The organism is Rhizobium sp. 01T437, assembly GCF_056398505.1.
The window spans coordinates 205,610-220,242 of the sequence record NZ_JBFTPM010000007.1 but is presented as its reverse complement, the minus strand read 5'-3'; the positions used below and the strand labels follow the sequence as shown (position 1 = coordinate 220,242).

11 protein-coding genes are annotated in these 14,633 nt (G+C 60.3%); 5 read left to right on the top strand and 6 right to left on the bottom strand.

From position 1 onward, the window contains the following. Positions 1 to 125: 125 nt before the first annotated feature. From AC1DM5_RS17055 to AC1DM5_RS17035, 5 genes are all read left to right on the top strand, one after another. Positions 126 to 1,430 carry a hemolysin family protein gene (locus AC1DM5_RS17055; RefSeq protein ID WP_477823284.1) on the top strand — a complete coding sequence of 435 codons (1,305 nt, stop codon included), beginning with the start codon at positions 126 to 128 and terminating at the stop codon, positions 1,428 to 1,430. 126 nt (positions 1,431 to 1,556) lie between these two features. Next, complete coding sequence (locus AC1DM5_RS17050; RefSeq protein WP_477823283.1) at positions 1,557 to 3,458, top strand: potassium transporter Kup; 1,902 nt, start codon at positions 1,557 to 1,559, stop codon at positions 3,456 to 3,458. 215 nt (positions 3,459 to 3,673) lie between these two features. Next, positions 3,674 to 3,841 carry a hypothetical protein gene (locus tag AC1DM5_RS17045; RefSeq protein WP_007817848.1) on the top strand — a complete coding sequence of 56 codons (168 nt, stop codon included), beginning with the start codon at positions 3,674 to 3,676 and terminating at the stop codon, positions 3,839 to 3,841. Positions 3,842 to 3,957: 116 nt separating this feature from the next. Continuing rightward, positions 3,958 to 4,161 carry a hypothetical protein gene (locus tag AC1DM5_RS17040; protein ID WP_113323313.1) on the top strand — a complete coding sequence of 68 codons (204 nt, stop codon included), beginning with the start codon at positions 3,958 to 3,960 and terminating at the stop codon, positions 4,159 to 4,161. A 302-nt stretch (positions 4,162 to 4,463) separates the two neighbouring features. Further along, positions 4,464 to 5,486, top strand: coding sequence for a GlxA family transcriptional regulator (locus tag AC1DM5_RS17035; RefSeq protein WP_007817853.1), 1,023 nt, complete (start codon positions 4,464 to 4,466; stop codon positions 5,484 to 5,486). A gap of 180 nt (positions 5,487 to 5,666) precedes the next feature. Here the strand turns inward: AC1DM5_RS17035 and AC1DM5_RS17030 are convergent, their stop codons facing one another. From AC1DM5_RS17030 to AC1DM5_RS17005, 6 genes are all read right to left on the bottom strand, one after another. Next, on the bottom strand, positions 5,667 to 6,998 hold the full coding sequence (locus AC1DM5_RS17030; RefSeq protein WP_477823282.1) for a diguanylate cyclase: 1,332 nt from the start codon (positions 6,996 to 6,998) through the stop codon (positions 5,667 to 5,669). Between the two features lie 201 nt (positions 6,999 to 7,199). Then, positions 7,200 to 8,030, bottom strand: a complete 831-nt coding sequence (locus AC1DM5_RS17025) for a response regulator (RefSeq protein ID WP_113323315.1) — start codon at positions 8,028 to 8,030, stop codon at positions 7,200 to 7,202. Positions 8,031 to 8,177: 147 nt separating this feature from the next. Then, positions 8,178 to 10,691, bottom strand: a complete 2,514-nt coding sequence (locus AC1DM5_RS17020) for a GcvT family protein (protein ID WP_477823281.1) — start codon at positions 10,689 to 10,691, stop codon at positions 8,178 to 8,180. Between the two features lie 235 nt (positions 10,692 to 10,926). Next, positions 10,927 to 11,202: a hypothetical protein gene (locus AC1DM5_RS17015; protein ID WP_113323317.1), complete on the bottom strand. Its 276-nt coding sequence runs from the start codon at positions 11,200 to 11,202 to the stop codon at positions 10,927 to 10,929. A gap of 100 nt (positions 11,203 to 11,302) precedes the next feature. Then, positions 11,303 to 13,966: a mechanosensitive ion channel domain-containing protein gene (locus tag AC1DM5_RS17010; protein ID WP_477823280.1), complete on the bottom strand. Its 2,664-nt coding sequence runs from the start codon at positions 13,964 to 13,966 to the stop codon at positions 11,303 to 11,305. A 91-nt stretch (positions 13,967 to 14,057) separates the two neighbouring features. Continuing rightward, positions 14,058 to 14,615: a DUF924 family protein gene (locus tag AC1DM5_RS17005; protein ID WP_477823279.1), complete on the bottom strand. Its 558-nt coding sequence runs from the start codon at positions 14,613 to 14,615 to the stop codon at positions 14,058 to 14,060. Between the last annotated feature and the right edge of the window lie 18 nt (positions 14,616 to 14,633).

Here is a 14,633-nt window from a genome sequence, read left to right as displayed (position 1 = left end):
GGTGGCTGCGAGAAGTCCCGCCATAATTATCTTGCCAAGCGCCATGATCTTTGACGGGAACCCTCGCAAAGCGAGGCGAGATCGCATAGTTTCGACGGATCATTGTCATCGAAACAGGCCAAAGTTTGTATACCGAAATAGCCATCGTCGTCCTCCTCACCATTCTCAACGGCGTCCTGGCGATGTCGGAGCTCGCAATCGTCTCCGCCCGCCCGGCACGCCTCAGGGTTATGGCAGATCAGGGAAGCAGAGGAGCGCGACTGGCTCTGCGGCTCGCGGAGAATCCCGGCCGTTTCCTGTCGACGGTTCAGATCGGCATCACCCTTGTCGGCGTACTGTCAGGTGCCTTCTCGGGTGCGACGCTCGGCGCACGATTCTCCACCTGGCTGCTGGCGCAGGGACTTCCCGATGCCTGGGCGGACGGGCTTGGCGTCGGTACAGTCGTCGTGGCGATCACCTATCTCTCCCTCATCATCGGCGAGCTGGTGCCCAAGCAGATGGCCCTTCGCGCGCCGGAAGCCGTCGCCGCCAGGGTCGCTCCGACCATGACCTACCTGTCGAAGGCGGCTCTGCCGCTCGTCTGGCTGCTCGACGGCTCGGGCAAACTCGTTCTCGCCCTGCTCGGCCAGTCCGGAAAGAACGCCGATGGCGTCACCGACGAGGAGATCAAGACGGTTCTCGCCGAAGCCCAGAGCGCCGGCGTGATCGAGATCGGCGAGTCCGCCATGATCACCGGCGTCATGCGCCTTGCAGACAGAACGGCACGTGCGCTCATGACGCCGCGGCGCGACGTCGAGCTGGTCGATATTGAAGATTCCGCCGAGGAGATCCGCAAGACCATCCAGACGACCTCGCGAACGCGACTGCCGGCCCGCAAGGGCAGCTCCGACGAGGTTCTCGGCGTTCTCGCCGTCAAGGATTACTACGACGCCCTTGAAGCCAACCGGACGGTCGACATCATGACACTGGTACACGATGTTCCGATCATCTCGGACCTCGCTCCCGCTTCCTCGGTGATCGAATCCATCCGCAAGTCGTCGCAGCATATGGTCCTGGTTTTTGACGAATACGGCCACTTCGAGGGTGTGATCACGTCAGGCGACATCCTCGAATCGATCATGGGTGTCTTCGGCGACGCGGCCTCCGGCGAGGAACCGGCGATCAAGCGACGCGAGGATGGCTCCTACCTGGTTTCCGGATGGACGCCGATCGACGAATTTTCGGAATTCATGAACTTCCCCGTTGATGAAGACGTCGAATATCAGACCGTCGCCGGTCTCGTTCTGGAAGAACTGAAACATCTGCCCGAGCTTGGGGAGACCTTCGTCAAGAACGACTGGAAATTCGAGGTGATCGACCTCGACGGGCGGCGCGTCGACAAGCTCCTCGTCAGCGCGCTGACGAAGGACGAGGCACGGGCGGAGAACTGATCGGTACGATCAGGGCCGGGATGCAAGCGGTCTGACGGCCCTTGCGCCCTCTCCTCGCTGCCAGACGTGCCATTCTCAGGCTTGCGCCCTATATCCTTCATTCCAAACGACAATCAGGGAATGTCCATGTCCGCCACCACCCACGACGCAGACCGGTCTCATGCAGGCCAGCAAAAGTTTGCGGCTCTCCTGCTCGGGGCGGTCGGAGTGGTGTATGGCGATATCGGAACGAGCCCGCTCTATGCCTTCCGCGAAGCGCTTCGGCCCTTCACCCATGACGGCGTCACCCCAAACGAGGTCATCGGGCTGATCTCGCTGATGATCTGGACGCTGACGATCATCGTCACGTTCAAATACGTGCTGTTTCTTCTGAGGGCAGACAACGAGGGCGAAGGAGGCACCCTTTCCCTGCTGGCCCTTCTTATGAAGAAGACCAGCCGGCACGCGACCATCTTCTTCTTCGCAGGCATCATCGGCGCAGCACTCTTCATCGGCGACGCGATGATCACGCCTGCCTTGTCGGTGCTGTCGGCGCTCGAAGGGCTGAAGCTCGTGACACCGGTCTTCACCCCCTACATCCTGCCGATCGCCATCGCGATCATGCTGCTCCTGTTTTTCGTCCAGTCAGTCGGCACCGCATCCGTGTCAAAGCTTTTCGGTCCGATAACGCTGCTGTGGTTTCTCGTGATGGGCCTTGGCGGACTCGCCCACATCGCCGACGATCCGGCGATCTTCGAAGCGCTCAATCCGCTCTACGCCTTCGACTTCATCACCCATGCAGGCCTCATTGGCCTCGTGGTCCTCGGCGCCGTCTTCCTGACCGTGACCGGCGCGGAAGCGCTCTATGCCGACCTTGGCCATTTTGGCAGGAAGCCGATCCAGGTCGCCTGGTTCGCAGTGGTTTTCCCGTCCCTCCTCCTCAACTATCTCGGCCAGGGCGCGCTTGTGCTTGCCAACCCGCAGGCTGCGTCTGATCCGTTCTTTCTGATGTTTCCGGAATGGGCGATCCTTCCGGTAGTCATTCTTGCCACCGCAGCTACCATCATCGCGAGCCAGGCGGTTATTACCGGGGCGTTCTCTCTCGCCCGCCAGGCGATCCATCTCGGATTCCTTCCGCGGCTGGAGATCTGCTTCACCTCCGCCTCCAACACCGGCCAGATCTATGTCCCGGCAGTCAACATGGCGCTTCTCATTGGTGTGCTTGCCCTGATCTTCGCATTCGGTTCCTCCGAAGCCCTTGCCACGGCCTACGGAATTTCGGTCACGGGTGCGATGGTCGTCACGACGATCCTGTCCTTCCAGTTTCTCCGTGTCGTATGGGGATGGAACGTGCTCACGGCTCTGGCGGCACTCCTGCCGCTCCTCGTCCTCGAAAGCATCTTCCTCGGCGCGAATCTCCTGAAGATCCACGACGGCGGCTATGTCCCGGTCCTGATCGCCGGCGCGCTGATGATAATGATGTGGACCTGGAAGAAGGGAACGCTGCTGGTACGCCAGAAGTCCGCCAGCAACGACATACCCCTGATGCAGTTTCTGGCGTCGATCGAACGGAAGTCGGATCACGCTCCCGCCCAGGTCCCTGGCACAGCGATCTTCCTGACCAGCCTTCCCGATATGACGCCCGGCGTGCTCCTGCACAATCTGAAGCACAATCGCATTCTTCACGCCCGCAACGTCATCCTCAATGTGAAGACCGCCCCGCGCCCCTATGTGCCGGAAACGGATCGGGTGACGATCGAAAGGCTGTCGGAGCGCTTCATCAAGATCCAGCTCCTGTTCGGCTTCATGGAGGATCAGGACGTCTCCAAGGCCCTGCCGCTCTGCCGCAAGGCGGGCTTCGATTTCGAGATCATGTCGACCTCGTTCTACGTCGGCAGACGCAAGCTCGTCGGCGATCCGAATACCGGCCTTCCGGCTTGGCAGGACCGCCTCTTCATCGCCATGGCCGGCTTCGCCATTGACCCTTCGGACTATTTCCAGCTCCCCAGCAACCGCGTTGTGGAGCTTGGAGAGCAGATGGTCATCTGACCGCTCTGCGTGGATCGTCCACGCCCGTCCATCCACTGATATGTCGCGAGACAGGCTCGAAGCGCTGCCGAAGGCAGCCCGTCACAGCCATTCTACGCGTGCCCTCATCTTTCAATTTCGCTGAACCTAAGACCCAGTTCATTTCATTTGTTTGAACCAGCCTCAGCACCTATATTTTGGTTGTGACGATGAGGCTGAAGAAAAGGAGGCCGATCATGTCGCAGACATTAGGCTTCAACATCCTCCAGGCTTTCTTCGCGTTTCGCGCGCGCATGTTTCGGGTGGCGGTACGCGAACGGATCAGGCAGGAAATGAAGCATTATCCGCCGCATCTTGCGGCCGATATCTGCGCCCTGCCCGCCCTGGACGAGCAGCAGCGATAGTTCAAAATCGATTATGGTACCCATGAAATCTATTCGTTTGAATGATGAGTGCCGCAAGCGCATATTTCACTTCAAGGATACGGCAGTCCCGTATCTCGCAAGGAAAGGAAACGGCAATGACCTCGATGACCTACAGAGATGGCGGCAAGGGCCTGTCGTCCTATAGCAGACATTCCTCGCTCGGCTCCTATGCCGACAAGCTGGTGCGCGCATGGCGCCGGTGGCAGACGGAACGCCAGATCGAATCCATGCCTCTCGACATCCGCAAGGATATCGGCTGGCCGAGCGCCGATGAGACCGGCAAAGACAGAGCTCACTAAACATAGGGCTCATGAATGCAATACCATGCAATGAATGCGACATACCTCCCAAGCTAAAGGCGGTGCCTGTCCCAAGCAGCACCGCCTTTTTCATATCCGCCGCCTGCCTTTTCCCCGGTGAATTTCGCAGGACTACGCCCCCGCAGCGACGCCTTTTGCTTCGCTCGCGCCGCAAATCACCGATCATGTCGCAGATTTGCTCTTCCTAGCCGCATTTATCCATGCCAGTGTCGCTTTTGGAACATCGGAACGACGCATTCCACGCGACCAATATGCAGTCGCCCTCGAGCATGGATTTTCCAATGAACAAGATGCAGCTCAAGAAACGTTCCGTAGTCTTCTTCATGGTTCCGCAATTCACCATGCTGCCCTTTGCGGCGGCGGTGGATACTCTGCGGATCGCAAACCGCATGCTCGGCTATCCGGCCTATACCTGGCGCCTGAGCTCGGTCGACGGCGAGAAAGTCTATTCCTCCTGCGGCATCGGCGTGGAGGCCAATTCGTCGCTCGCCGAGGAGCGCCGCCATCTCGGTGGCGAAAACCGGCCGGGCATGGTGCTCGTCTGTTCCGGCATCGATGTCGAGACCTTCAACAATAAATCCGTCAATGCCTGGCTGCGCGAATCCTATAATCGCGGCGTCGCCGTCGGTTCGCTCTGTACGGGCGCGCATGTGCTTGCCCAGGCAGGTCTCCTGAACGGCAAGCGCTGCGCGATCCACTGGGAAAACCTGCCGGGCTTCTCCGAGGCCTTCCCGCAGGCCGAGGTCTATGCCGACCTCTACGAGATCGACAACAATCTCTACACCTGCGCCGGCGGCACGGCCTCGCTCGACATGATGCTGAACCTTGTCGGCGAGGATTTCGGCGAAAGCCTCGTCAACCGCATCTGCGAGCAGCACCTGACTGACCGCGTGCGCAACCCGCATGACCGCCAGCGCCTGCCGCTGCGCGCCCGCCTCGGCGTCCAGAATGCCAAGGTGCTGTCGATCATCGAACTGATGGAAGGCAATCTCGCCGAGCCGCTGTCGCTGCTCGAAATCGCCGAGGGTGCCGGCCTGTCGCGCCGCCAGATCGAACGCCTCTTCCGCCAGGAAATGGGCCGGTCGCCAGCCCGTTACTATCTGGAAATCCGTCTCGATCGCGCTCGTCACCTGCTGGTGCAGTCTTCCATGCCGGTGGTCGAAGTCGCCGTCGCCTGCGGCTTCGTCTCTGCCTCGCACTTCTCCAAGTGTTATCGCGAACTCTACCAGCGCTCGCCGCAGCAGGAGCGTGCCGATCGCAAGATGACCATGGCCACCGCCCGCCAGCAGGCAGTTGCGGCCTGAGCCACGACGACGGCACCCCAATGGAACTAGAAAGGCGGCTCATGGAGCCGCCTTTGAGATTCTGACGAGGGCGTTCCCCTGCTCCGCCATGCTCAGGCTTGTCCCGAGCATCTGCTACCGTCTGGATATTTTGACGTAGGTGATATCAGGCACAGGACCGAGGATGACGACCGGCGGCACTTACTGCGCCGCCTCTTCCGTCATCTTGGCATCGGAATAGACAAGGTTTCGCCCCTTGTGTTTGGCCATGTAGAGGAACTGGTCTGCCGCGTTCAGATAGTTCTCGAATGTCTCGTAACCGGCGATCTCGGCAATACCGATCGATACCGTCACCGACAGTTCCTCATCGTCGGCCGTCACCTTGAGGCGGGAAATATCCGAGCGGATCTCATCGCAGAGCTTGGTAGCGGCCAGCGAATCCATCTGCGGGAAGAGAATGGCGAATTCCTCGCCGCCGAGGCGCGAGAGGAGATTGTCGCTGCCTTCGAAGATCGTCTGCAGCCTGTCTGCGACAGCCTTCAGCACCTTGTCGCCGATCTCATGGCCATAGGTGTCGTTGAGGCGCTTGAAATGATCAATATCGAGAATGGCGACTGCGCTCGACATTTTCAGCCGCAGGCATTCGTTCACCAGCTTCGGGCCGTTATCGTAGAAATAGCGCCTGTTGTAGAGGCCGGTCAGGTAATCGCAGGCCGCCGCCGCGCGCAGTTGCTTCATCTGCGTCAGCGTCTCGACATTGTTGGCAATGCGGCATTGCAGCTCTTCGGCCACGAACGGCCGGTAGACGAAGTCGCTGGCGCCGGCCTTCAGGAAGCTTGCCGACAGCATGCGGTCGTTCGACGAGGAAACGCCGATAACGCGCAGCTTGTCCGAGCCGAACCGGTGGCGGATGCGCCGCGTCAGCTCATAGCCGCTCATATCCGGCATGTGATGGTCTGTGACGACGAGCTCGATATCGCTGTAGGCCTCGAGTGCCGCAATCGCCTCAAGCCCGGAACTGGCTTCGACGACCATATATTGCTGGGCCTTCAGGAGATCGACCAGTACTTGGCGCGCAGATGAAATATCGTCGACGACGAGCACCCGCGTCTTGCGGTTCATGATCGCCCGGCGCACGGTCGCGACCAGATTGTCGAGCGCGAACTCGTTATCCTTCAGCACATAATCTATGACATTGCGCTCGAGGATGCGGGCGCGGGTATTGAGATCGAAGGTCGCGGTAAAGACGATGGCCGGAATATCGTGCTCGATCGTGCAGTCGAGCGCCTCGCCATAGGGCGAATCCGGCAGGTTCAGGTCGACGACGGCCATGCTGTAGCCGTGGCCGTCCTGCGAGAGCGCTTCGCGCAACGCCTTCAGCGAGGAACAGCAGACAACGCTGAGGTTGAGCTCGGTCTGGAACCTATGGCGGAGCACGGCGGAAAACATCCGGGAATCCTCAACCAGAAGTATGCGGATTCCTCCAAAACGAGGACTTGCATTCTCCCGCTGAAAATCCTCCTGGAATGTCACAGCTGCCTATCCCTCCGCACGCCCGAGGGGGTCGACTCGCCCCCTCTCAGTGTGCCGGACGATAGCCGAGGCCTCCCCTTCCGTGAAGGGGCAAATGACGGCAGCAATACCTGCGATTGCAGAAATATGAGCCTCCGTCATATCTTTCAGGTGTGAGCCGATCACGGAGCCGCTTCCCTGCACCCGATCTTTGCGGCAGGGTCAGGCAACCGCGCGTTCCTTGCGCATGGACTGGATCTGCAGGAGCGTATCCAGGTTCTGGTTGACGCGGCAGTAGAACTCTTCGTCGATGAACGGGCGCAGCATGAAGTCGTTGCCGCCGGCCTTCAGGAACCGCGCTGAAAGCAGGCGGTTGGAAGAGGAGGAAACGCCGATGATGCGCAGCTGGTGCGAGCCGATCGAGGCGCGGATGCGGCGCGTCAGCTCGAAGCCGTCAATATCGGGCATGTTATAGTCGGTGACCATCAGGCCGATATCGCGGTTGGCCTTGAGGATTTCGAGCGCCTTTGCGCCGCTCTCGGCGGTGCTCACGCGGAAATTATAGCGCTTCAGGCGGCTGGAAAGCAGCGCGCGAGCCGTGGCGCTATCATCGACGATCAGCACGTGATGGCGATGGTTGGTCAGGAACCGGCAAATCGATTCCGCCAGCAGGTCGACGGCAAAGATATTGTCCTTGAGGATATAGTCGACGATATCCTTGGCGAGCAGCTTGTCGCGCATGCCTTCCTGGAAGGTGCCGGTAAAGACGATCGTGGGGATCGACAGATCGACCAGATATTCCAGCGCCTCGCCGTTTTCGGCGCCCGGCAGGTTGATGTTGGAGATCGCGAGCGTAATCGGATCGGAAGACTTGTCGTACGAAAGCTGCAGCTCTTCGAAGCTGCGGCAGATCTCGACATCGATATCGAAGAGCTCCTTCAGGCGCTTTCCGATCATCGAAGTGAAGACGTTGGAATCTTCAGCGAGGATAATACGCGCACCGGCAAACATTTCTCCGGAATATTGCATCCCCGAAATACCTAGAAACGCCATGGCAAACCTTTAAAGTGGAAATTCTGTCCCCGAACGAAACGGTTACATGAATTCATTTGAATAATTATTAATCGGCTTGCCATAGCCAGCTATGAAAAAGGCGGCCGATGGTGCGGCCGCCTTTTTCTTGTCGATATGATTAAGAAATCACGTCCGAAGCGCCGCGTTCTCCGTATCGAACGGGCTCTCGCCGACGACAGTGGCGTTGTAGGTCGTGCCGAGGATCTTGATCTTCAGCTTCGTGCCTTCCTTGGCATAATCGGGCCGCAGCATGGCAAGCGCCAGCGAGCGGTTGATGCGGAAGCCGAAGGTGCCGTTGGTGGCACGGCCGACGAGCTCGCCCGCCTCGTTGTAGATCGCCTCCGAGCCGCGCGCATCGACATCATTGCCGGTCTCGACGACGAGCGTCGCGAAGTTCCACTTCAGGCCCTTTTCCTTGTAGGCAAGCAGGCCGTCGCGGCCGAGGAATTCCTTCTCCGGCTTGATGAAGCGGTCGAGGCCGGATTCATAGGCATTGTACTCGATCGACATTTCGCGCGGGATCAGCCGGTAGGATTTCTCGACCGACATGGAGAGCATGGCGCGGATGCCGAAGGGCTTGATGCCGAATTCGGCACCGGCTTCCATCAGCTTGTCGAAGATGTAATTCTGCATCTCGATCGGGTGATGCAGCTCCCAGCCAAGCTCGCCGACGAAATTGACGCGCAGCGCATGGGCGTTGGCCGCACCGACGGAGATCTCCTTGCCCGAGAGCCAGGGAAAATCCTTGTTGTCGAGGCTGGTGTGCGTCAGCTTCTTCAGGACATCGCGCGACTTCGGACCTGCAAGCACCAAGACGCCATAGGCCTGGGTGATCGGCGTGAACTTCACGCTGCCGTCTGACGGCAGAAGCTTGCGCATATAGTCGTGGTCATGCGCCTCATAGGCACCGGCCGAGACGAGGTAGAAGGTGCCGGGCGCGCTTTCATAGACGGTGAATTCCGCGCGTACGCCGCCTTCCTTGGTCAGCATGTGGCAGAGCGCGATACGGCCGCGCTTCTTCGGAATGGCATTGGCGAAGATCGATTCCAGCCATGCGCGCGCGCCGGGGCCAGTCACCAGCGCCTTGGCGAAAGCCGACATGTCGAGCACGCCGACATTCTTGTTGACGTTCATGACTTCGTTGCCGACATGCTCGAAATAGTTCGAGCGGCGGAACGACCACTTTTCCAGGATACGGCCGTCTTCGGTCGGATCCGAATGATTGTGGTTGGTCAGCACATCGGCGCCAACGCCGATCTGGTCCTTCGGCAGATCATAACCTTCAGGCGCAAACCAGTTGGCACGCTCCCAGCCATAGACGGAGCCGAATACAGCTCCAAGCGCCTTCAGCCGGTCATAAACGGGCGTCGTCTTCAGCGGACGGGCGGCAGCGCGCTCCTCGTCCGGATAATGCATGGTGAAGACGTTGGCATAGGCTTCCTCGTTCTTGGCGATGAGGTAACCTTCCTTGGCATAGGGGCCGAAGCGGCGCGGATCGACGCCCATCATGTCGACGGTCGGCTCGCCGTCGACGATCCATTCGGCAAGCTGCCAGCCTGCGCCGCCGGCCGCGGTGATGCCGAAGGAATGGCCTTCGTTCAGCCAGAAATTCTTCAGACCCGGTGCGGGGCCGACGATCGGGTTGCCATCAGGCGTATAGGCGATGGCGCCGTTATAGACCTTCTTGATGCCCACTTCGCCGAAGGCCGGCACGCGGGCGATCGCGGTTTCGATATGCGGCATCAGGCGCTCGAGTTCTTCCTGGAAGAGCTCGTATTCGCTGTCATCAGAGGGACCGTTGACATAACAGACCGGTGCGCCCTGCTCGTAGGGACCGAGCAGCAGACCGCCATTTTCCTCACGCATGTACCAGGCGCTGTCGGCTTCACGCAGCACGCCCATTTCCGGCAGGCCCTTGGCCTTGCGGGCCAGAATATCGGGATGCGGCTCGGTGACGATATACTGGTGCTCGACCGGGATGACGGGAATGTTGATGCCGACCATATCGCCGGTCTTGCGGGCGAAGTTGCCGGTGCAGGAGATGATGTGTTCGGCGGTGATCTCGCCCTTGTCGGTCGTCACCTTCCAGAGGCCGTCAGCCTGCTGCTCGATGGCGGTGACCGTCGTGTTGCGGTAGATCGTGGCACCGAAGTCGCGCGCGCCCTTGGCAAGCGCCTGTGTCAGGTCCGCCGGCTGGATATAGCCGTCATCGGGATGCTGGATGGCGCCGAGCAGGCCATCGGTCTCACAGAGCGGCCAGATTTCCTTCACTTGCTCCGGCGTCAGGATATTGACCTTCACGCCGATCGTCTCGGCAATACCGGCATAGTACATGAATTCGTCCCAGCGGTCCTTGGTGCGGGCGAGACGAATGTTGGAGACCTGGCTGAAACCGACATTCATGCCGGTTTCCTGCTGCAGTTCCTGATAGAAGCGGACGGAATATTTGTGAATCTGGCCGACCGAATAGCTCATGTTGAAGAGCGGCAGCAGGCCGGCTGCATGCCAGGTCGAGCCTGATGTCAGCTCCTTGCGCTCGATGAGCACGCTGTCGCCCCATCCCTTCTTCGCAAGGTGATAGAGCGTCGAAACACCGACCACGCCGCCGCCGATGACCACTGCCCGCGCATGTGACTTCATGGAGAATACCCTCTTTTATCGAATGTCCGGCAGCCCATACCGGACGAACTCCCAATATCCGGCGGCTCAAGCCGGACGAACCATCTTCGCGGACTATGCAGCGAGGCCTGCGTCATGAGAGGCCTGTTTACGACATGGGAAAAGCTTGCCGCGACGAGGCGCAAATAGACAAGCGTCAAAAGCCGCAAGGCTCAAAAATTCATAAAAATCGATTGTGTCAGGGCCGAAGCCGCCGTCACTTGATGACGGCGGAACCCTTGACGATCTCGATCGTCTCGTCGCCGGAAAGCCCGATACGGTCGCCATCAGGCGTCGTCATGAAGCAACCGGAGGGGCAGACCCGTTCGGATGCGCCGGCATCCACGACGACTTCGACGCGGTTGCCGCCTTCGGTGACGGTCAGCACCACGGCTGCATCATCCTTGTTGGTAACGGAGGCGGCGAACGCCAGAGGTGCTGCGGAAAGGAGAAGAAGAAATGCGACTGCGGATCGTGTCACGGTATGCGACATAGGCTATACGCCCTCCCCTGGAGCGCTCGTCGCTGCCCGGCAGCGATCGATTGCATGAGGTTATAGCGCAGGACCCGTGAATGAGCGCTGAATGACCCGTTCAGCCTTTGAGCTTGCCGTCCGCCGTCTTGCTGCGCAACTGGCGCACCGGCCGCTCGTCTTCTACCGTCTCTATTTCCTTGACCTCGTCTTCAGCCGTGGCCTCCTCGGGCTCATCAGGCTTTTGGACAAGCACCTTCTCCGCATCCGCATTCGCCTGCCGATGGATGGTCAGATCGCTCTGCGGCAGCGGGATCTCGATGCCCTCCGCCTTGAAGCGCCTGAGGATATCGATCCTCAGATTGTTGCGCACCGTCAGGCCATCCCCCATATCAGCCAGGAAGAAGCGCAGCTCGAAGTCCAGCGAGTAGGGCCCGAAGCGCAGGAACTCGACATGCGGTTCCGGATTGCGCAGGATTAGCGGCACGGCCGCCGTCAGCTCAAGCAGAATATCCATCACCTTGCGCGGATCGGCCTCATAGCTGACGGAAACAGGGATTTCCGAACGTCCGAGCTTGTTGCGATGTGTCCAGTTGCCAACGAGCCCGTTGATGAGCTCCGAATTCGGCACGATGATCGACTGCTTACGGAAGGTCTCGATTTCCGTCGCGCGCACCGAGATGCGCTTGACGATGCCTTCGGCCGTTCCCGAAACGACATGGTCGCCCACCTTGAAGGGGCGCTCGACGAGCAGGATCAGGCCGGAGACGAAGTTGGAAACGATGTTCTGCAGGCCGAAACCGATACCGACCGACAGCGCCGAGGCAACGAGCGCGAGATTGGAGAGGTCGATGCCCGCCGCCGAGACGCCGAAGATCGCCGCCACGCCGACGCCGAGATAACCGATGCCCGTTTTGACCGAATTGCGCACGCCGAGATCGACATGGCTGCGCGCCATGACATTGCTGTCCAGCCACTTCTGCACCCAGCGCGTTGCGAGATAACCGCCGGCAAAGAGCAGGATGCCGGTGAAGATGCCGACGAGCGAAATGCTGATGCCGCCGAGCCGCACCTCGGTGAAAAGCCGATAGGCAAGCAGCTGCAGATCCTGCACGTGGAAGCCCCAGAGCAGCAAGATCAGCGGAATGCCCGTCAACAGCGCCACGGCATAGATCAGCAGGCCGACCACCAGCCCCACCTGATCGATCGCCACCGGCCCGAGCTTGAAGCGGGTTTCCAGGAAACGCCCGAGGAACGTATCGCCGAAATTGTCCTGCCGCGAGATCGCCTTGCCGAGCAGAAGGCCGATATAGGTCGTCACGATGATGGCGCTGGTGATGATAAGCTGGGTGGCGACGAAACGCGCCAGACCCACGTAGCCCGAGAGCGCCGCAAAGATGAGGCCCGCACCGAAGACGCGCAGCAGGATCGCCATGCCGCGCGGCCAGTGGCGGCCCGGTGCATCGGGATCGCCACTCTTCGCCAGCATCGGTTTTCCAAAGGACACGGCAATCAGGATGAGGCCGATGATCAGCGCCGCAAGCAGGCTGCGCACGACGGTCAGGACCAGCGGCGATCCCATCGCCTCGCCGATGGCACCGAAGAGATAGTCGAGCGCGTTGACGACGGCCATGGCGATCAGGCAGTAGCCGACCGAGCGTGCGCCGAGATTGGAAAGGCGCACCAGCCGCCACGACGGATCATTCGGCGCAAAGACGGCGTTGACGAAGCGGCCGACGAAATAGACAAGGCCGATCGAGCCGAAGAGCGCACCGATGACAGGCGTGATGTCGCTCCGCAGCACGTTGAAGCCGTCGAGGAAGATCAGCGATGTCACCAGCAGCACATCGAGCGCCGCCGTGCGGATCAGCGTCGACCAGAAGGCGAAGGCAAGGCGGCTGATATAGGACGGTTCTTCGACATGGACGTCGCGCCGCAGATACTGGCCGAAAAGCCGGTAGCCGCCGGAGAGCAGGATCAAGGCCGTCGCGAGCGACAGGAAGATCGCCGCAAAGAGCGACAGGCTCTTGAACTTCCAGACGAAGGTGATCCAGCTCGATAACGTCTGGGAAAACTCGCTCACTTCCTGGACGAAGGCGCTGGTCGCATCGTCGAAAACGGAGACGGAGATTTCGGTACGGCGGAACAGCGTATCGGCAAAGAGCTGTCGCCGCGTCGCCGTGATCACGTTGGAAAGCTTGGTGATTGCGATCGACAGGTTTTCCGCGTCACCCGTGACGGCATTGATCTGCGAGCGTTCCGATGTCAGCGCATTGCGCTCGTCGGCAACGATCTGCGCTTCCGGCGGCTGCCCGTCCTTCGGCGGTTCGCCAAGCTCGGCCAGGCGGCTTTTGATCTGATCGAAACGCGGGCGCAGGCTGACGGAGGTGGCGATAACGCCGCGGCCGAGTTCATCCGTCTGGCCGGCAAGTTCTACCAGAGCGTCGTCATTATCGGCATTCTGCTTGACGCGGTCCTGCAGCGAAGCAAGCTGGTTCTTCGCCTTGTCGATATCCTTCAGCGCCTGATCGAGCGCGCTGCTGGCAAGGGGCGCCTCGGCCGGCACTGCCTGGGCCGGGGTTGCCTGAGTCTCAGTTGCTTGGGTCCCAGTTGCCTGGGTCCCAGTTGCCTGAGTCCCAGTTGCTTGAGCCGGGGCAGCCTGCGTCTGGGCCTCGGCCGCAGGCTGCGGGGCCTGCGCGAAAGCGGCTTTTCCATCGAGATGCAGGCCGGCAACAGCCAGCGACAACAGAAGAACGGTGCGAAGCAGCCAGTGTGTCAAGCGCAAGAAGCCCCCGCGTGGATTCGTCTCATCAGGTCATTGACCGCTTCTTATAGGAAAGAAAGGCGACAGAAAGGCGGAATTTCCAGATAACGGCTCAGAAACCGGAGCCGGGAAGCGCCAGATACGCCAGTTCGGCCTCTCTCGACTCCCGTCCGACAATGGCATTGCGATGCGGAAAACGCCCATATGTGGCGATCACGTCGCGGTGGCGAAGCGCATAGTCACGGAACTCCTCGTCGCCGAGCGCGGTAAAGAGCGCCACCGAACGATCCTGCTCGACGAGGTCTTCCGCATGCTCGAACGGCATGTAGAAGAAGGTCCGCCGGATGCCCGCGATGGCCTGATCGGCGCCGGCGGCAAGCGCCATCTTCGCCTCACGCAGCGCCAGTCCATCGGTCGAAAAGGCAAGCGGTGTCGCCCGGTAGATGTTGCGCGGAAACTGGTCGAGCACGATCACGGCGGCAAGCCGGCTTTCAGGACTGGAGCGCCATTCCTCGGTGACCTCAAGGGCAAGCGACAGGTGGGTTGCGCGAAATCGCGCCCGGATTTCCTCGTCCAGTTCGGCGCTCGAGCCGAACCATTCTTTACGGCCGCAGCGGACGAACCAGAAATCATAGACTTCGCCGGGCGTGCAGACGATATCCGTGTTCATGATCCCTCCCCGGCGTCA

Coding starts and splice junctions, on each gene's coding strand:
- AC1DM5_RS17050 (WP_477823283.1), top strand. CDS start 1,557: ATGTCCGCCACCACCCACGACGCAGACCGGTCTCATGCAGGCCAGCAA.
- AC1DM5_RS17045 (WP_007817848.1), top strand. CDS start 3,674: ATGTCGCAGACATTAGGCTTCAACATCCTCCAGGCTTTCTTCGCGTTT.
- AC1DM5_RS17040 (WP_113323313.1), top strand. CDS start 3,958: ATGACCTCGATGACCTACAGAGATGGCGGCAAGGGCCTGTCGTCCTAT.
- AC1DM5_RS17035 (WP_007817853.1), top strand. CDS start 4,464: ATGAACAAGATGCAGCTCAAGAAACGTTCCGTAGTCTTCTTCATGGTT.
- AC1DM5_RS17025 (WP_113323315.1), bottom strand. CDS start 8,030: ATGGCGTTTCTAGGTATTTCGGGGATGCAATATTCCGGAGAAATGTTT.
- AC1DM5_RS17020 (WP_477823281.1), bottom strand. CDS start 10,691: ATGAAGTCACATGCGCGGGCAGTGGTCATCGGCGGCGGCGTGGTCGGT.
- AC1DM5_RS17015 (WP_113323317.1), bottom strand. CDS start 11,202: ATGTCGCATACCGTGACACGATCCGCAGTCGCATTTCTTCTTCTCCTT.
- AC1DM5_RS17005 (WP_477823279.1), bottom strand. CDS start 14,615: ATGAACACGGATATCGTCTGCACGCCCGGCGAAGTCTATGATTTCTGG.